General features: G+C 39.8%; 19 protein-coding genes, 1 tRNA gene and 1 riboswitch. Of the genes, 14 read left to right on the top strand and 6 right to left on the bottom strand.

Going from position 1 to position 17,265, the window contains the following annotated elements:
• Positions 1-20 precede the first annotated feature (20 nt).
• Positions 21-956 carry a chemotaxis protein gene (locus tag IE199_RS02145; RefSeq protein ID WP_189767061.1) on the bottom strand — a complete coding sequence of 312 codons (936 nt, stop codon included), beginning with the start codon at positions 954-956 and terminating at the stop codon, positions 21-23.
• 176 nt (positions 957-1,132) lie between these two features.
• On the opposite strand from IE199_RS02145, the gene flgA reads away from it, so the two are divergent.
• From flgA to IE199_RS02130, 3 genes are all read left to right on the top strand, one after another.
• Positions 1,133-1,825: a flagellar basal body P-ring formation chaperone FlgA gene (gene flgA, locus IE199_RS02140; protein WP_189767060.1), complete on the top strand. Its 693-nt coding sequence runs from the start codon at positions 1,133-1,135 to the stop codon at positions 1,823-1,825.
• Between the two features lie 76 nt (positions 1,826-1,901).
• Positions 1,902-2,222: a flagellar biosynthesis anti-sigma factor FlgM gene (gene flgM, locus IE199_RS02135; protein WP_189767059.1), complete on the top strand. Its 321-nt coding sequence runs from the start codon at positions 1,902-1,904 to the stop codon at positions 2,220-2,222.
• Positions 2,223-2,239: 17 nt separating this feature from the next.
• A complete protein-coding gene (locus IE199_RS02130; RefSeq protein WP_189767058.1) occupies positions 2,240-2,671 on the top strand; it encodes a flagella synthesis protein FlgN in 432 nt (143 codons plus the stop codon).
• Positions 2,672-2,725: 54 nt separating this feature from the next.
• Here IE199_RS02130 and IE199_RS02125 read toward each other — a convergent pair whose 3' ends face one another.
• Positions 2,726-3,193, bottom strand: coding sequence for an LPP20 family lipoprotein (locus IE199_RS02125; protein WP_189767057.1), 468 nt, complete (start codon positions 3,191-3,193; stop codon positions 2,726-2,728).
• Positions 3,194-3,202: 9 nt separating this feature from the next.
• Positions 3,203-3,853 carry a FlgO family outer membrane protein gene (locus IE199_RS02120; RefSeq protein ID WP_189767056.1) on the bottom strand — a complete coding sequence of 217 codons (651 nt, stop codon included), beginning with the start codon at positions 3,851-3,853 and terminating at the stop codon, positions 3,203-3,205.
• Positions 3,854-4,064: 211 nt separating this feature from the next.
• On the opposite strand from IE199_RS02120, the gene IE199_RS02115 reads away from it, so the two are divergent.
• Together IE199_RS02115 and IE199_RS02110 are read left to right on the top strand one after the other, a co-directional pair.
• Positions 4,065-5,225, top strand: a complete 1,161-nt coding sequence (locus IE199_RS02115; protein WP_189767055.1) for a flagella assembly protein FlgT — start codon at positions 4,065-4,067, stop codon at positions 5,223-5,225.
• A gap of 53 nt (positions 5,226-5,278) precedes the next feature.
• Positions 5,279-5,354, top strand: a tRNA-Arg gene (locus IE199_RS02110).
• Positions 5,355-5,394: 40 nt separating this feature from the next.
• Here the strand turns inward: IE199_RS02110 and IE199_RS02105 are convergent.
• Positions 5,395-5,988, bottom strand: a complete 594-nt coding sequence (locus tag IE199_RS02105; RefSeq protein ID WP_189767054.1) for a hypothetical protein — start codon at positions 5,986-5,988, stop codon at positions 5,395-5,397.
• A 217-nt stretch (positions 5,989-6,205) separates the two neighbouring features.
• Positions 6,206-6,340, bottom strand: a complete 135-nt coding sequence (locus tag IE199_RS22060) for a hypothetical protein (protein WP_268245313.1) — start codon at positions 6,338-6,340, stop codon at positions 6,206-6,208.
• A gap of 326 nt (positions 6,341-6,666) precedes the next feature.
• Here IE199_RS22060 and tkt point away from each other — a divergent pair, with 326 nt between their 5' ends.
• From tkt to IE199_RS02075, 6 genes are all read left to right on the top strand, one after another.
• Entirely contained in the window at positions 6,667-8,649 is a 1,983-nt protein-coding gene (gene tkt, locus IE199_RS02100; RefSeq protein WP_189767053.1) for a transketolase, read from the top strand.
• Between the two features lie 54 nt (positions 8,650-8,703).
• Positions 8,704-9,717, top strand: coding sequence for an erythrose-4-phosphate dehydrogenase (epd, locus tag IE199_RS02095; protein WP_189767052.1), 1,014 nt, complete (start codon positions 8,704-8,706; stop codon positions 9,715-9,717).
• A gap of 19 nt (positions 9,718-9,736) precedes the next feature.
• Positions 9,737-10,918 carry a phosphoglycerate kinase gene (locus IE199_RS02090; RefSeq protein WP_189767051.1) on the top strand — a complete coding sequence of 394 codons (1,182 nt, stop codon included), beginning with the start codon at positions 9,737-9,739 and terminating at the stop codon, positions 10,916-10,918.
• 314 nt (positions 10,919-11,232) lie between these two features.
• Complete coding sequence (fba, locus tag IE199_RS02085; RefSeq protein ID WP_189767050.1) at positions 11,233-12,297, top strand: class II fructose-bisphosphate aldolase; 1,065 nt, start codon at positions 11,233-11,235, stop codon at positions 12,295-12,297.
• A 198-nt stretch (positions 12,298-12,495) separates the two neighbouring features.
• Complete coding sequence (locus tag IE199_RS02080) at positions 12,496-13,326, top strand: mechanosensitive ion channel family protein (RefSeq protein WP_189767049.1); 831 nt, start codon at positions 12,496-12,498, stop codon at positions 13,324-13,326.
• Positions 13,316-14,101 (top strand): DUF481 domain-containing protein, encoded by a 786-nt coding sequence (locus IE199_RS02075; RefSeq protein ID WP_189767048.1) that lies wholly within the window; start codon positions 13,316-13,318, stop codon positions 14,099-14,101. The genes IE199_RS02080 and IE199_RS02075 overlap by 11 nt, the downstream gene beginning before the upstream one ends.
• A 45-nt stretch (positions 14,102-14,146) precedes the next feature.
• Here IE199_RS02075 and IE199_RS02070 read toward each other — a convergent pair whose 3' ends face one another.
• Positions 14,147-14,839, bottom strand: a complete 693-nt coding sequence (locus IE199_RS02070) for an alpha/beta fold hydrolase (RefSeq protein ID WP_189767047.1) — start codon at positions 14,837-14,839, stop codon at positions 14,147-14,149.
• A gap of 210 nt (positions 14,840-15,049) precedes the next feature.
• Positions 15,050-15,184, top strand: a riboswitch (molybdenum cofactor riboswitch).
• Here IE199_RS02070 and moaA point away from each other — a divergent pair.
• From moaA to moaB, 3 genes are all read left to right on the top strand, one after another.
• On the top strand, positions 15,172-16,143 hold the full coding sequence (gene moaA / locus IE199_RS02065) for a GTP 3',8-cyclase MoaA (RefSeq protein ID WP_189767046.1): 972 nt from the start codon (positions 15,172-15,174) through the stop codon (positions 16,141-16,143). (Overlaps the previous riboswitch by 13 nt.)
• Positions 16,144-16,147: 4 nt before the next feature.
• On the top strand, positions 16,148-16,762 hold the full coding sequence (gene mobA / locus IE199_RS02060) for a molybdenum cofactor guanylyltransferase (RefSeq protein ID WP_189767045.1): 615 nt from the start codon (positions 16,148-16,150) through the stop codon (positions 16,760-16,762).
• Positions 16,737-17,264, top strand: a complete 528-nt coding sequence (gene moaB, locus IE199_RS02055) for a molybdenum cofactor biosynthesis protein B (protein ID WP_189767044.1) — start codon at positions 16,737-16,739, stop codon at positions 17,262-17,264. The genes mobA and moaB overlap by 26 nt, the downstream gene beginning before the upstream one ends.
• Position 17,265: the final 1 nt, after the last annotated feature.

The raw sequence follows: 17,265 nt of genomic DNA, 5'->3' as shown, positions 1-17,265 counted from the left end.
GCCTATTTTAATAAGGTTTATTATTCAGCTAACTCTTCTACTTTTAGCCATTTTTTAACTGCGGTTGCCAGTTCGTCAGGATGGAACTTAGGAATAAAGTCTTCTGCGCCAACTTTTTCAACCATGGCATTATTAAAAACACCACTTAATGAAGTATGTAAAATAACAGGCATTTTACGTAATACTTCATTTGCTTTTATCTCTGCCGTTAAGGTATAGCCATCCATTTCTGGCATTTCAATATCTGAAATCAGTAAAGCAACTTTTTCATCTATTGAACTACAGCCTTGGGCGAGTTCTAGCAACTGATTTAAGGCATCTTGACCATTTTTAGCCAATACCATTTTTAGCCCTAGTGGCTCTAGTGCTCTTTTAACTTGGTTACGTGCTACGGTTGAGTCGTCGGCAATCATAATTACGCGGTCGCCAATACTCGCCCCTACTGTATCATCAACAACGTCTTCACTTAATTCGGTTGAAACAGGGTTTATTTCATTGAGAATTTTTTCCACGTCCAAAATAGACACCATTTCATTGTCTATTTCAGTTACCGCCGTCAAATAACTGGATTTTCCAGCACCTTCTGGAGGAGGCATAATATCTTGCCAGCGAATATTGATAATACGTTCAACACCTGCAACTAAAAACCCTTGAACACTGCGGTTATATTCGGCAATGATGACAAAGGCATTATCATCTGGATTGATTTCAGGGCCGCCAGTCGCTTTACTTAGATCAATGACTGAAATGGTTTGCCCCCTGATATGCGCAACACCTTTAACGTATTTGTCTTGTTTAGGTAAACTGGTTAATTTGGGGCAAGGCATTACTTCTCGTACTTTGAAAACGTTTATACCAAACCTTTGGCGCCCAACTAATTTAAACAACAATAACTCTAGTCTGTTTTGTCCAACCAGCTGCGTTCTTTGGTTTACCGAATCTAAAATGCCTGCCATAAAAACCTCTTACTCAATTTCCTGCTCGCTATAACGGCCAACAGGCACATTTCTTGATAGTACCTAATAGAAACGTTTTTTAGTGTATAATTATTGACACATAATTTGATAAATACTTGCCTTTTATTAAGCATAGACGAGTATTTTTATTTCCCTAGTATTAGATTACAAATTTTATGAGCAAATTAAAGATATTTATAACATTTTCTATTTTGCAGCTAGTTTGGTTCACATCGGTAGATGCAAAAACACTAAGCCATGAAGAAATCAAAGCATTTGCAAAGCAATATGTCGAAAATAATTTACCTTCAATTGCTCAAGGTAAACGCATTGTAACACCGGCCGACCTTGACCCTAGAATAACCATCAAACCATGTTCAGAACCGTTGCAGGCGAATATACCTGAAAACTATCGGTCGAGAAATGTAAATGTTAAAATTTTTTGTTCTGGCTCAACCCCTTGGTACATTTATTTACCGGTTAACGTATCAACTGAAATCCCAGTATTGGTAGCACAAACCAAAATAGAAAAAGGCACAGTGTTAGACGAAGAAAACGTAGCAATTGTTTGGAAACCACAACACCAAACACGTGGTGAAGTGATGGAAGATGCCACTTCTGTTTATGGCGCAAAAAGCAAACGCAGCCTAATTGAAGGTACTGTGATTACAAAAAAAATGTTTTGCGTTGTTTGTAAAGGTGATACGGTAACTATATTGGCCAAATCTGACAGTTTAATGATTAAAACTCAAGGCATAGCACAAACTAGCGGCGTAATAGGCCAACAAATTCGTGTTAAAAATAAACGCTCTGGTCGCAGTATAACGGCGAGGGTCAACACTATTAACCAAGTCGCGATTAATCTATAATAAATTTATTAAAGATATAAACGTTTTTGCCGATAACAGGATAGAAACTAATTTTATTTGCCGATAAGGTTTAATTATGGCTATTAATATCAACAACTTGTCAAACACAAATCAAGTTAAGCAAAAGGTTGATCAGCAAAACCAAGTAAAACAACAGGCCTCACAAAGTAATGTTGTTGCTGAACAAGCAAAGACGGCTAGCAAAGATTCAGTCTCGATCACTCCTCAGGCAAAACAACTTGGCGAATTACAGAAAAAAGCACAAGATGCACCTGTAGTGAATCAAAAACGAGTGGAGCAATTGAAAAAAGCGATTATGTCTGGCGAATACAAAGTCGACGCAGATAAGCTTGCAGCTAGCATCGCTAAATTTGAGTTTGATTTTACTAAGGCTTAGCTTTTAAGAGAGCAAATGTGACAGCGCAGACTGATTTTCAAACATTGTTAAATAATCAACTAGGGCAATTAACTGCTCTAGAACACTTAATTGATGAAGAAAAAGCTGTTCTGCAAAAAAACAGCCCTGACGCATTAGTAGACATTAGCGAAAAGAAAAATCAGTTACTTGTAGATATTCAAGAGTTAGATCAGCATTTTCGCCAAAGCCCAGAGTTTACCGCTGCTAAAAAAGCGGGTCAGTTTGCTGACACTTTGACGGCAATTGAACAAACGCTTCTGCGTTGCAAAGAAAAAAACCATGTTAATGGTATGGTCATTCAACAATCTCAACTAGCTGTTGAGCGAATGAAAACTGAATTACTACAGCAACGTAATAAGTCGTCAGTTACCTATGACAGTAAAGGTAAAACCTCGGGTGGCTTAAGCAGTTTAGGTATTAAGGCCTAAATGCTACAACAAATGATTAAATAAAAACGCCGCTAAAGTTAGCGGCGTTTTTATTTAATAATACTTAACATCTTTAATTTGCTTTTGCCTACTTCGCGTTTGGTATATCTGCCAAACGTCTTTAAAGTCTAACTCAAGCTCGGTGGTATATGTATCTCCAACAGGATAACTTTTTACTACTTTAGCACCTCGAATTAAGCCTTGAACTGAAGCACTCAACACTTGATCATCTAAGATCATATTGCGCATGGTAAGTTCACCTTGCACTTGTTGACCATAAACTTGTTCTGCTAATTCTGCATATGCAGCAATTTTTGACGCTTTAATTGCCATTAACATTTTCTGTGTTTTATTTTCTGACTTTTGCAAACTGATCGGCGCTTGACCAATTGCCGTTAACACAGGAAATGAGTCTGGCTTTACGGTTTCCCATTGCACATGTTTGTCGTACATTGACGAACACCCAGCTAGCGACAGGGTAACTGACAGGGTAATGGCTGAGGCAAATGTTTTTAATTTCATGGTTATCCCCTACTGCTGGATCTCAACCGCTCTTTCATCGCTCATCAGGGCCTGGTTATCTCTAATGATCATGCCATCTTTCATTCGAACATTTTCACGACTTTCCAACTCAGTGCCTAATACCCACTCAGGAATGAACGATTGCGCAGTTGCAACTACCACACGCGATTGCATACCAATCATTCGTGCATTTACCATGACACCGCCGTCTTGCTTCATCATGGTGCCTGACACTACGTAGTCAATTATCTGACGTTCAGGTAACTCTTTCCAATCACGACTGAAAACATAATCACCTTCTTTTGTGACACGAATATGCCCTGTTGTTTTATAGTCGACAACTATTAAGCCATGACGTTGTAATTCATGAACAAAGCTCTCAGATAGCTGATTACCCAACCAATTAGTTGACTCTAGACTCTCTAGATCAACAAATGATGCTACCGCAACGGGTGTTTTAGGCGTTACAAAAGAGCTGCTCTCAAGCATTTGAAACGCAAGTCCTTTGACTACATCATTAATGGCGTGCCTAGGTAGAGCCATTGCATCTATTCTATCTTTTACTTTGTGTGATGCTCGATAAAAGTCGTCTTCTTCAACAGAATTCATACTGCAAGACATCACGCTGGGGATTAACATTAACATTAACCACTTTTTCATTGAGCTACCCTCAAAAACCACTCATTATGTTATCGTGTATTCCAAGCATTATTTACGCCAACTTTTTTAGCCAGATGAACATTTATTCAACTAGGCACATTTAATGCATTAGCCATACCAGAGGCTGGGTTAGCAAAAAATTTGACACAGCAATCAACGAATAAACCAGAACACTGATATTAAGTTACTTGTATCAAGGTATAGATGAACAATGCGGTATTTACTTAGTTTACTTTTAATTTGTTGGCAAACAGCAGCTACAGCTCAGTGGTATGAAACACAGGGCCATGCTTATGTAACTCAAGGCAATAAAGAAAACGCCCGAAGCTTAGCTATTGAGAATGCGCTTAAAAAGGCATTGTTAGTTGCAGGTGCATCTGTGTCGAGTGTTCAACAGGTAGTAAATGGCTTATTAACTCAAGATGAAGTGAATATACGAGCGACTGGGAATGTAAACGCTTTTGAAATTGTTAATGAGACCTACCAAGGCAATATGTTATCGGTAACCGTTAGAGCCGATATTATTCCGCAGTCTAGGCAATGTTTTTCCGCTGATTACCGTAAATCACTACTGCTGACAAAAAGTCATTTATCACATCGAGAGCAAGCTAATATAGGTAGCATCTATAAAATAGACAGCGCGTTAATCAAACGCCTTGCTAACAAAATTCAACAACAAGGCTCCTATTTAGCGCCAAAACTTTCGGTAAAATCAAGCAATGAGTTTTCTCGCTATAACAACAGTTTAGATATAGAAAAAATTAAACATATTTCAATGTCTCTCGGCGATATGACTGACAGTCAGTACGTTATGTTTTCAGAGATAGATGACGTGTCTTTTGCACTTGAGCCAAATAATGGTTGGCAGTTTTGGCAAGAAGATGAGTTTGAACGCCACTTTAAACTAAACGTGCATATTTATAATGCCAATAATGGCGAACTGGTTTTTCAGAAACAATATCAAAACTCAGCGCCTTGGACATTTACTAAACGAGCAAGAGTCGACGTTAATTCAAACACCTTTTGGCAAAGCCAATATGGGGCGGTATTAGATCAAACCATTAACCAGGTGATTACAGATATTGACGATAATATGATGTGCCAGCCAACACGCGCTAAAATTGTTGATGTGCAGGGTAACCAAATTCGATTTAACTTAGGTGAACGCCACGGTGTGAAACTGGGTGACAAATTTTCACTGCTACATGTGAAAAACTTTACTTCAGATAAAGGTAAATCATATGCCGGCTTTAACGTAAGTCCATTCAACGTGAAAGTGGTGCAAGTATCAAATGCTAGTGCCGTTGCGCAAACTGAAGATGGCAAGATATTAGATAGTATTCAACTAGATGACTTAGTAGTACGTCACTAATCGCTGTTGATTTTTACTCACTTCCATGGTTTATTACAGATGGATATTTTAGCGTCCTCATAGTTTAACCGGATAAAACTGCGGCCTCCTAAGCCGCTGCTCCAGGTTCGAGTCCTGGTGGGGACGCCACATCTAATTTCAACGTTATGCCAACAGCTTGTTGTGATTTTTAACGCCTTCTTAAATCAACAAAGTTTCCCTGGCGATCAAATGAAAGAATTGCCGTCAAGTATTGTAAATGCTGACGATCAACCTTGTGTAACATGTCACTGTCAGCAAACATCGTTTTTAATTCGATATAATTAAACCGTGTTAGAAACAGCTTAGTGACCTCGGCTTGTGATAGCGGTTGGTCTTTCATATAAATTGAAATATTTCGACGATTTTTTTCATCATATCCGATAGCTAAGCGATAACGACTTTGGGCAGTCTTGTTTTTGTTTTGAATAAAAGAATATATTTCTTCATCCGAATTGGTCGCGACAAATAATGAATAAAGCTCGGCAAAGCCTTCATCAACCAGTGCTGAATAGTATGTATTTTGATCGTCTAAATCGTACTTGAAATAGGCTTCTGGATAGCTTATTTGCGGGAGCTGTTCTTCTTGAATAGGTGTGAATATTTCAGAAATTGAGCGTTTACCTTTGGCCACCTCAACTATGGCGGCTAACGACAGTTTACCGTCGCCTTGTAAACCAAAAGTGATAAACGTTAAACCAAGTAGAAACAAACAACTTACCGACAGCAATATTTTATTATTCATTAAAACAGCCTAATGATCTTCCCTATTCACCTACGACACAGTAGTTCTTTTTTTAACCAATTACAACTATCAAGCGTAATAATACCATTTAGCATAAATACTATTAAACCAATGATGATTATGAGTTAGTACCATTCAATAGGTATTATTCTTAGTATTTTGAATAAGCTGAAAGCAAAAAACTCGCCGTAGCGAGTTTTTTAATAAGACTAGTAAGCTAGCTTGTCGATTCTGTTGTCACTTCCATGTCGTCGGCCACTGACGTGTTGCTCATTAATGCTGACAAAGCAAGAATAAGAACAGCAAAAATTACCGTTGTCAGTTTGATCCCTTTTGATGACGACTTGTTCATTATTAGGTCCTAAGCAAATTTATTTTTATTGTCAAGCTTAACGCCGAATAACGTTATATGATAACAATTGCAAATTCAATCGTTTAAAGCACAAAAATGTGAAATATTTTTGACAATAAACAAATTTACTTAAATTCATTAAAAAGCCTGTATGTTTAGTCAGTTTTTTCTGAGGTTTTATTGCATATGCGACAAGGCTTTTATCCAAGTCAACAAAAGTATAATAAATCCAACAATAACATTTGCAGTCGCTCACTTAGTGCGTAAAAATAAGCCCCTTAAAACACCCTCAAAATAAATAACTAATTAATTCAGTTGGAGCAATTATGCCGTCGCGTAAAGAACTCGCCAATGCAATCCGTGCTTTGAGTATGGATGCTGTTCAAAAAGCTAACTCTGGTCACCCAGGTGCCCCAATGGGTATGGCTGATATCGCCGAAGTCCTATGGAGAGACTTTTTAAAGCACAACCCTAACAATCCAAATTGGGCAGATCGCGATCGCTTTATTTTGTCAAATGGCCACGGTTCAATGTTGATCTATTCTTTATTGCATTTATCTGGCTATGACTTACCGATTGAAGAAATCAAAAACTTTAGACAACTGCATTCTAAAACACCAGGTCACCCAGAATATGGCTATACACCAGGTGTTGAGACAACCACAGGCCCATTAGGCGCAGGTATTTCAAATGCGGTTGGTATGGCTATCGCTGAAAAAACACTTGCAGCACAGTTCAACCGTGAAGGTCACGACTTAGTTGATCACTTTACATACTGCTTCCTAGGCGATGGCTGTTTAATGGAAGGTATTTCTCACGAAGCTTGCTCATTAGCTGGGACATTAGGCCTAGGTAAATTAATTGCGTTTTGGGATGACAACGGTATTTCAATCGACGGCCACGTTGAAGGCTGGTTCTCTGACGACACACCAAAACGCTTTGAATCATATGGCTGGCATGTTATCGCTGACGTTGACGGACATGATCCTGAAGCAGTTGCAAATGCGATTAAAGAAGCACAGTCAGTAACAGACAAACCAAGTATGATTTGTTGTAAAACTATCATTGGTTTTGGTTCTCCAAATAAATCAGGTTCACATGACTGTCACGGTGCTCCATTAGGCGATGAAGAAATTGCCGCAGCGCGTGAATTTTTAAACTGGCCACATGCGCCATTTGAAGTACCTGCTGATGTATACGCTCAGTGGGACAATAAAGAAAATGGTACCGCACTAGAAAACAATTGGAACGACAAGTTTGCCGCTTATCAAAGTGCTCACCCTGAATTAGCAGCAGAATTTGAGCGTCGTGTGATCAAAGGTGAACTTCCAGCAGAATTCGAAGCAAAGGCGAATGCTTTTATTCAAGAGTGTCAGGCAAAATCTGAAAACATTGCCTCACGTAAAGCATCACAAAACGCAATTGAAGCTTTTGGCGCTATTTTACCTGAATTAATGGGTGGTTCAGCTGACTTAGCAGGCTCAAACTTAACGCTATGGTCTGGCTCTAAAGGTATTCAAGATGATGCCGCTGGTAACTATATTTTCTACGGCGTACGTGAATTTGGTATGTCAGGCATTATGAATGGTATTTCATTGCACGGTGGATTCATTAACTACGGCGCAACTTTCATGATGTTTATGGAATACGCCAGAAATGCGGTTCGTATGTCTGCTTTAATGGGCATTCAAAACATCTTCGTTTATACGCATGACTCAATTGGTCAAGGTGAAGATGGTCCAACACATCAACCTATCGAACAATTAACTAACTTACGTACAACACCAAATATGGTGACATGGCGCCCAGCCGATGCCACTGAATCGGCAGTTGCTTGGAAAAACGCAGTACAACGTCAAAATGCACCAACTTCATTGGTATTTTCTCGTCAAGGCTTACCTGCTCTTGCGCGCAATGATGAACAAGTTGCACAAATCGCTAAAGGTGGTTACATCTTAAAAGATAGCGTTGGCACACCTGAGGTCATTTTAATTGCAACAGGTTCAGAAGTCTCACTTGCACTTAAAGCCGCTGAGCAATTAGGTGATTCGGTACGTGTAGTTTCTATGCCGTCAACAAACATTTTTGATGCACAAGACGCTCAATACAAAGAATCAGTTTTACCAAGTACTGTGACTAAACGTGTGGCAATTGAAGCCGCTCATACAGATTTTTGGTACAAGTACGTTGGTTTTGCCGGTAAAGTAGTTGGCATGCAAACCTTTGGTGAATCAGCACCAGGTGGCGTGTTAATGGAGCACTTTGGTTTTACCGTTGACAACGTGGTTGCAACCGTCAAAGGCTTGTAATCTTTTTGCGCCACAGTTAATGTGGCGCTTTATTCTATCCGCACCTTAAAAATTATGCCCAAAAGAATAGCAATCAATGGTTTCGGCCGTATCGGTAGAAGTGTTGCGCGTGCGCTATTTGAAAACAATCACAGGCAAGATCTGCAACTCGTCGCAATTAACGAACTTGCTGATCCCGAAGGTATTGCACACTTACTAAAGTATGACAGCACACATGGACGCTTTGCCTTTGCCGTTACCAGAGAAAACAATCGGTTGAACATTGCCGGTGATGATATTCAACTAATGCATCACCAAGCGATCGAAGACATTGATTGGCAAGCACTTGATGTCGATGTTGTACTCGATTGTACAGGCGTGTTTGCAAACAAAGCCGACGGTGAACTGCATTTAAAACAAGGCGCCAAAAAAGTACTTTATTCACACCCGGGTTCACACGACCTTGATGCCACTATTATTTATGGTATCAATGAAAAAAGTCTAAGCAGCAATGACAACATTGTGAGTAACGGTTCTTGCACAACTAATTGTATTGTGCCGGTGATCAAAGTCATCGACGAAGTATTTGGTGTAGAAAGTGGCACTATTACCACCATTCATTCATCAATGCATGATCAACAAGTGATTGATGCCTACCACCCAGACCTTCGAAGAACACGAGCAGCTAGCCAGTCAATTATTCCAGTTGATACTAAATTAGCTGCAGGTATTGAGCGTATATTGCCGCAATTTGCCGGTCGATTTGAAGCCATTGCCGTTCGAGTACCTACGATAAATGTTACGGCGATGGACTTGAGTGTTACGGTTTCTACCGACGTGACCATTGCCGATATTAACCAAGCCATTAAAAAAGCACAAAATAACGGCTTGCAAGGGATCCTTGGCTACACTGAAGAGCCTTTAGTCTCGATAGATTTTAATCATGATCCACATTCAGCCATTGTTGATGGCAACCAAACTCGCGTCAGTCACAAACGACTGGTCAAAATGTTAGTTTGGTGTGATAACGAATGGGGATTTGCCAATAGAATGTTAGACACTGCCAAAGTTATGGCAAATTTAAGCTAATCAACACAGGAACAATACTATGTCTGTAATTAAAATGACGGATTTAGACTTAGCAGGTAAGCGCGTATTAATTCGCGAAGATTTAAACGTACCTGTTGCTGACGGTAAAGTAACATCAGACGCACGCTTAAAAGCTGCACTACCAACAATCAAACACGCTTTAGCATCAGGTGCTAAAGTGATGGTGATGTCTCATTTGGGACGCCCCACAGAAGGCGAATACAACCCTGAATTTTCCATGCAACCCGTTGCTGACTATTTAGATGAAGCATTGGATGCGCCGGTTCGTTTAGTTAAAGACTACCTAGACGGTGTTGAACTTGCAAACGGCGAATTAGTGATTTTTGAAAATGTACGTTTTAATGTGGGTGAAAAGAAAAACAATGACGAGCTAGCACAACAACTTGCCGCTCTTTGTGACGTATATGTTATGGACGCTTTTGGCACCGCTCACCGCGCTCAAGCAAGTACACACGGCGTGGCAAAATTTGCTCCTACCGCTTGTGCAGGCCCGCTGTTAGTGGGTGAATTAGATGCCCTTTCAAAAGCACTAGACAATCCTGCTCGCCCATTAGTTGCGATTGTTGGCGGCTCAAAAGTATCAACTAAGTTAACCGTACTTGATTCACTATCAAAAATTGTTGATCAGTTAGTTGTCGGTGGAGGGATTGCCAATACCTTTATTGCGGCTGAAGGTCATAATGTTGGCAAATCGTTATTTGAAGCAGACTTAATTGATGAAGCCAAACGATTAACCGCTGACGCCAAAGCTAACAATGGTGATATTCCTGTACCAACTGATGTTGTTGTTGGTAAGGAATTTTCTCCAACGGCAGAAGCGACTTTAAAATCAGTAAATGAAGTTGCTGATGACGAGATGATTTTTGATATTGGCCCAGACTCAGCTCAAGCTCTTGCTGAAATTCTAGCCAACGCTGGTACTATTGTATGGAACGGCCCAGTTGGTGTATTTGAATTTGACCAATTTGCCAAAGGCACTGAAATTATTGCTAACGCCATTGCACAATCAAGCGCATTTTCCATCGCTGGTGGCGGTGATACGTTAGCGGCAGTAGATAAATATAATATCGCTGATAAAGTCTCTTATATTTCTACTGGTGGTGGCGCATTCCTTGAGTTCCTCGAAGGTAAAAAATTGCCAGCCGTGGCAATTTTAGAAGAGCGAGCAGCGCAAGCTTAATACCAATAAAAACCTCAGACTAAGCGCTGAGGTTTTTTTTAAAAAAACTTAAAATAATTTTTGTTGTAAACTTCCAAAATCTAGCCACTATTTTTTCCTTAAAACCTCATTAACACCCTTACTATTTTCGTAATTCTTACACAAAACAGAACATTTCTAGCAAAAAAGCTCAAATATCAAAATTGCATGCGATTTCACCCTGATGCAAACCATGAAAACTTTCTGATACAATTACAAAATGAAACATAATGCTTTCGGTTTGAAAGTATTAATATTGTATTAACCCATAAACGTAACGTGTTTAGGAGTGATTCATGGCCTTAGTTTCCATGCGCCAAATGTTAGACCATGCAGCTGAGAATGATTATGGTATTCCAGCCTTTAATGTAAACAACTTAGAGCAAGTTCGCGCTATCATGATGGCAGCAGATGCAACCGATAGCCCGGTTATTTTGCAAGCGTCAGCAGGTGCAAGAAAGTACGCAGGTGCGCCATTTTTACGCCACCTAATTTTGGCTGCTATTGAGGAATTCCCTCATATTCCTGTAGCTATGCACCAAGATCACGGTACGTCTCCAGCAGTATGTCAACGTTCAATTCAACTAGGCTTCTCGTCAGTGATGATGGACGGCTCTTTGATGGAAGATGGCAAAACGCCATCAAGCTATGAATACAATGTAGATGTTACGCGCAGAACAGTTGAAATGGCACATGCTTGTGGTGTTTCAGTTGAAGGTGAATTAGGTTGCTTAGGCTCACTTGAAACAGGTGAAGCTGGTGAAGAAGATGGTGTTGGCGCTGTGGGCAAACTAACCATGGACCAAATGCTGACTGATCCAGAAGAAGCGGCTGACTTTGTTAAAAAGACACAAGTAGATGCCTTGGCTATCGCTTGTGGTACTTCACACGGCGCTTACAAATTTACTCGTCCACCAACAGGTGACATTTTAGCGATTGACCGTATCAAAGCCATTCATCAACGTATTCCTAATACACACTTAGTTATGCACGGTTCGTCATCAGTTCCTCAAGACTGGTTAGCTATCATCAACGAGTTTGGTGGTAATATCCCTGAAACTTATGGTGTGCCGGTAGAGCAAATTCAAGAAGGTATTAAAAACGGTGTACGTAAAGTTAATATTGACACCGACTTACGTTTAGCTTCAACAGGTGCTATTCGTCGCTTTATGGCTAACAATCAAAGTGAGTTTGATCCGCGTAAATATTTAGCAGAATCAACTAAAGCCATGGCAGACATTTGTAAAGCACGATATGAGGCGTTCAATACCGCTGGCAACGCGTCTAAAATCAAGCCTATTTCATTAGACGGAATGTATGAGCGCTACTTAACAGGTGAACTAAACGCCTTAATTAAGTAACATGACAACACCATTAACCTAGTTATGGCGCAAACATAGGTCGATAAAACCTAAGTAAAAATGTCATAACTAAGGTATTGCTAAGTTCCCGCCAAAGCCCATTTATTTTTGCTTAAAGCAAATTTAAATGGGCTTACTTTATTAAATTGATTATAATTCCGGCCGATTACCTTAAAAACAAAAACCAGGGAGACAGTTATGGATAAAGCCATACAGTGGATTTCAGACAATCAAGAATTGTTACTTAGTTATCTAATTAACATTGTTATCGCATTACTGATATTTGTTATTGGTAAATGGGTTGCAAAGTTGATCACTGGCGCACTAAGAAAAGTCCTTAAACATAAAAACGTCGACAATACTGTAAGTAGCTTCATTTGCAGCTTAACTTATGGTTTATTAGTACTAATTGCTTTTATTGCGGCAATTTCACACTTAGGTTTTAATACCACGTCTCTTGTTGCCATTGTTGGTGCTGCAGGTCTAGCTATTGGCTTAGCGTTACAAGGCTCATTGTCTAACTTTGCATCTGGTATTTTGTTAATAACGTTTAAACCATTTAAAGCGGGTGACTTTGTTGAAGTTGCTGGCAAGTCAGGCATTGTTGAAGAGGTTCACGTTTTCTCTACAAAACTACGCACGCCTGACAACAAAACAATTATCGTCCCTAACGGCGCTATTACTGGCAGTTCAATTACTAACTTTTCGACTAAAGATACACGTCGCATTGATTTAGTTATCGGCGTAAGCTACGACGCTAATCTTGCAGAAACAAAAGAAGTATTAACTCGCGTCATTAATAACGAAGAACGAATTTTAAAAGAACCAGCGCCAACAATTGGTGTACTTGAGCTTGCAGATAGCTCAGTTAATTTTGCCGTTCGCCCTTGGGTGAAAAGCAGTGATTACTGGCCAGTATATTTCGACCTATTACAAACCATTAAAGAAGAGTTAGACAATGCAGGAATAGAAATTCCATTCCCTCAAATGTCTGTTCATATCAACCAAGAGAATACCGATGAATCATAAACTAGCAATAGCAGCAATCTGTTGCGCTCCTCTACTTGTTCAAGCTGAAGAAAAGAAAGCTGAGGAATCTCCATTTAAAGCATCTGCTGAATTTGGTGCCCTGTTTAAAACAGGTGATACCAAAAGTGGTGACCTTAAAGTAGGTTTAGATTTTGGCTATGAAGAAGGACAGTGGCGCAGCACATTAGATTTCGACGTGCTAGTTCGAAAAACAGAAAAGGAAGTCGCGCAAGATGATGGCACGACTTCAGATGAATTTGAAACAACAGATCAAAAATGGACAATTGTTTCACAAACTAACTACACCATTGAGCCAAAAGGCAAAAACTATGTTTATGCTAATGCCTCGTATGAAGAAAACCGCTTTAGCAGCTTTGATAGCCAAAGCTCAATTTCAAGTGGTTGGGGTCGTCGCTGGTTTGAAAATGAAACAACAACGCTAGACGCAGATATTGGTCCTGGTTACAAGCGTGAAGTGTTAAAGGAAGCTGACGAAAACGGTGAAACAACACAAGATGCTTTCATTGTTCAAGCGCAAGCTTTATACAAACACAAAATCAATGAACATGTTGAATTTAAGCAGCTAGTTGTCGCTAAGTATGCACCAAAAGAAGGTGAGAACAGTACTTACAAAGCTGAAACGTCAATCACTACTAAACTGATTGAAACGTTACAACTTAAATTCAGCTTTAAAGTTGATCACAACACAGATGTTGATGTTGGCAAAGAAAAAACCAACACGCAAACAGCTGTAACGCTAGTGTATAGTTTCTAAAAATTTATTAGATTAAGTAAAAGGCCAGCATCAATGCTGGCCTTTTTATTTCAATCGCTGTTCAAGCCATTGTGCACACGCACTGGGACTTTCAAGCGGTAACATATGGCCGGTATTTGGCAATACGGTTAACTTAGCAAGCGAATCAGTTTGCACATAATTGTTTAGTGCTGACAAAGACACTAAGGCATCTGACTCCCCCGCACAAAAATGCTTGTTTATCGCTAGATTTGGTAAACCTGTAAATAAGTTTTCTCTTAACGTGGTCGCTTTTAACTGCTGTGTTAATACCTCACCACCTAGGTCCGCATCCATTTGCTTAATAAGTGAAATAATGCCTTGGTTTAGATGATGGCTTGGATCTAACAGATTAAGTACCCTTTTTTGCGGAATACCTTTGTAGCCGTGTGTTTTAAGCCAATTGATCGTTCGAGTGCGTTCTTTTACTTCCGCCTCTGGCAAAGCGCATGGCATATTGGCCATGACAAATAAATTTAACACACGCTCTGGGTAGCGCATTGCTAGCGCTGTTGCTAAATAACCGCCCAACGAAAAACCTACTAAGTTGATTGGCGTATTAGGTAACTGCAAAACAACTTCATCCACAATAGCTTCGATAGAATTGAGCATTGGAATAGACAAAAACGTTGCATCAATGTCGACGGTTAAACTCGATAACATGGGCTGCCACATACGTTCATCACACATGGTGCCAGGCAAAAAATAAACAGGAGTCATTGATTTGTCTTCTCTTTATACCAAATTAATTAAATATTTGATCAACTTAGAACATCATCACTAAATCAACACAATAGCCAACCAGCTAACATGTATTAAAGTACCACATGCTGGCGACACCGAAAACAACTGTAACCAATTGATACACGACTAACATTTACCTTATTGTCGCTTAGGAGTATGATTCTTTATATTTGCTGAAAAACAGCGTTTTTATTCGCCGAGCCTTTGTCGCTAAATTTAGCCGCTAAACATGTGATCTAGGCCGTGATTTTTTAATCGCCAGGGTTAGTAAGGAAACGCACTAGCCTCCCGATATTGGAAAGGTGAACATGTTAACCGATACATTCGGTCGTAGATTTTATTATTTACGGCTATCAATTACTGACGTGTGCAATTTTCGTTGCAATTACTGTCTGCCTGATGGATATCAGTGCGATCATGATCGCAACTTTTTGTCATTAGACGAAATTAAGCGTATTGCAGCTGGTTTTGCAGGACTAGGCACTGAAAAAATTAGAATAACCGGTGGGGAACCCTCACTGCGAAAAGACCTGCCAGAAATTATCCACGCATGTAAAAATACACAAGGAATTAAACAAGTCGCGATAACCACTAATGGTTATAAACTCAGTTCGCAGATTTCAGATTGGCTTGATGCTGGCCTTGATGCTCTCAATGTCAGTATCGACAGTTTAGATGCTAGGCAATTTCATACCATTACAGGCCATAACAAATTAGATGAAATCCTTGCTGGCATTGATAAGGCACGCTCGCTAGGTTTTGAAAATATAAAAATCAATAGTGTGTTGTTAAAAGGCTTTAACGGCAATGCCTTACAAAGCTTTTTAGATTTTATCAAAACAACCCCCATTACTTTACGTTTCATTGAGTTAATGCAAACAGGCGATAACGCGACTTTTTTTGAAGAACAGCACGTACGAGGCAGTGATATTAAGAGTCAATTATTATCGTCTGGATGGTTGCCATTACTTCGAGATAAAACGTCAGGCCCAGCTCAAGAATTTTATCACCCAAGTTATGCGGGAAAGATAGGGTTAATAATGCCCTACAGCAAAGATTTTTGTGCTAGTTGCAACCGACTAAGAGTAAGTGCGTTAGGCAAATTACATTTGTGTTTATTTACCGAACAAGGGCTTTCTATTCGTCATCATTTACATTGCGACGATCCCAGAGAATTACAGCAAGCTATTGTAGCTTTATTGAGTGATAAAAAAGCCAGCCATTTTTTGCAAGATAAGCTCACCGGTGCTACACGAAACCTTGCTATGTTAGGAGGTTAATTAAGTGAATAGTCACTTAACTTGCCTAGGTGTTGTGCTCGCAGGAGGAAATTCAACACGCATGGGGCAAGACAAAGCAAGTCTTACCTTTGCAAACAATAGCTTGTTAGCACATACCAAAGCAATCATGCATCACGCAGGCATTAAAGAAACCGTGGTCAGTGGCAATAATTACCAAGTTGCTGATTTATATCCTAACCAAGGGCCTGTATCGGGCATCTTATCGGTTATTGCGCAATATCGTCCGCAATCGCTGATAATTCTACCGGTAGATATGCCACTGATAACAAGTGACCTGATAAAACAGTTGATCATGCACGGGCAGCTTAAACAACAGGCAACTTTTTATCAAGGCAACCGTTTACCGCTATTTTTACCAATTAACGGTTTTACCGAATTGGCCATGAACAAAGTAAAGCAACAAATGTCGCTCAACAGCAATTCGCAACAAACCAAAGGGCCTTCAATTCAAGACTTTCTTGAAAACGTACCGCAACAAGCACTAAAAATAAGTGACGAGCGCCTTTTAATAAATACTAATACCCCAAATCAATTGCAACTTGCCCTGCAACAATACAGCAAGAGAAATAAACATGAGCAGTTTAAAGCCAACAGATAACTTATTAACACCACTAAACATTGCCATTTTAACGGTGTCAGATACACGTGACGAAACAACTGACACCTCAGGACACACATTGGTAGAGCGCGCCACAAGTGCGGGACATAACGTAGTCGCTAAAAACATAGTGAAAGACGATATTTATCAGTTACGTGCTATCGTGTCGCAGTGGGTTGCTGACAATAATATCCAGGTTATCATTTCTACTGGCGGTACCGGCTTTACTGTCAGAGATAATACTCCAGAAGCAATTACACCACTTTTTGATCGTCAAATTGAAGGATTTGGAGAGCTATTTCGTGCCATCTCTTATCAAGAAATTGGCACTTCTACTGTGCAATCAAGAGCGTTTGGCGGCATGGCAAACAACACGGTCATATTTTGCGTACCTGGTTCCACAAATGCATGTAAAACGGCGTGGGACAAGATTATAGCTGAGCAGCTAGACTCCGCACATAAACCTTGTAACTTTGTGCCACATTTAAATATCGAGAAGTAAG

Source organism: Thalassotalea marina (genome assembly GCF_014656435.1).
Taxonomy (GTDB): Bacteria; Pseudomonadota; Gammaproteobacteria; order Enterobacterales; family Alteromonadaceae; genus Thalassotalea_C; species Thalassotalea_C marina.
Note: the sequence above shows the minus strand (reverse complement) of the source record. Positions and strands in the feature narration are given on the sequence as shown.

Excerpts from the sequence above, each read along its gene's own strand:
- IE199_RS02145 (WP_189767061.1), bottom strand. The coding sequence starts at position 956 with ATGGCAGGCATTTTAGATTCGGTAAACCAAAGAACGCAGCTGGTTGGA.
- flgA (WP_189767060.1), top strand. The coding sequence starts at position 1,133 with ATGAGCAAATTAAAGATATTTATAACATTTTCTATTTTGCAGCTAGTT.
- flgM (WP_189767059.1), top strand. The coding sequence starts at position 1,902 with ATGGCTATTAATATCAACAACTTGTCAAACACAAATCAAGTTAAGCAA.
- IE199_RS02125 (WP_189767057.1), bottom strand. The coding sequence starts at position 3,193 with ATGAAATTAAAAACATTTGCCTCAGCCATTACCCTGTCAGTTACCCTG.
- IE199_RS02120 (WP_189767056.1), bottom strand. The coding sequence starts at position 3,853 with ATGAAAAAGTGGTTAATGTTAATGTTAATCCCCAGCGTGATGTCTTGC.
- IE199_RS02115 (WP_189767055.1), top strand. The coding sequence starts at position 4,065 with ATGCGGTATTTACTTAGTTTACTTTTAATTTGTTGGCAAACAGCAGCT.
- IE199_RS02105 (WP_189767054.1), bottom strand. The coding sequence starts at position 5,988 with ATGAATAATAAAATATTGCTGTCGGTAAGTTGTTTGTTTCTACTTGGT.
- IE199_RS22060 (WP_268245313.1), bottom strand. The coding sequence starts at position 6,340 with ATGAACAAGTCGTCATCAAAAGGGATCAAACTGACAACGGTAATTTTT.
- tkt (WP_189767053.1), top strand. The coding sequence starts at position 6,667 with ATGCCGTCGCGTAAAGAACTCGCCAATGCAATCCGTGCTTTGAGTATG.
- epd (WP_189767052.1), top strand. The coding sequence starts at position 8,704 with ATGCCCAAAAGAATAGCAATCAATGGTTTCGGCCGTATCGGTAGAAGT.
- IE199_RS02090 (WP_189767051.1), top strand. The coding sequence starts at position 9,737 with ATGTCTGTAATTAAAATGACGGATTTAGACTTAGCAGGTAAGCGCGTA.
- fba (WP_189767050.1), top strand. The coding sequence starts at position 11,233 with ATGGCCTTAGTTTCCATGCGCCAAATGTTAGACCATGCAGCTGAGAAT.
- IE199_RS02080 (WP_189767049.1), top strand. The coding sequence starts at position 12,496 with ATGGATAAAGCCATACAGTGGATTTCAGACAATCAAGAATTGTTACTT.
- IE199_RS02075 (WP_189767048.1), top strand. The coding sequence starts at position 13,316 with ATGAATCATAAACTAGCAATAGCAGCAATCTGTTGCGCTCCTCTACTT.
- IE199_RS02070 (WP_189767047.1), bottom strand. The coding sequence starts at position 14,839 with ATGACTCCTGTTTATTTTTTGCCTGGCACCATGTGTGATGAACGTATG.
- moaA (WP_189767046.1), top strand. The coding sequence starts at position 15,172 with ATGTTAACCGATACATTCGGTCGTAGATTTTATTATTTACGGCTATCA.
- moaB (WP_189767044.1), top strand. The coding sequence starts at position 16,737 with ATGAGCAGTTTAAAGCCAACAGATAACTTATTAACACCACTAAACATT.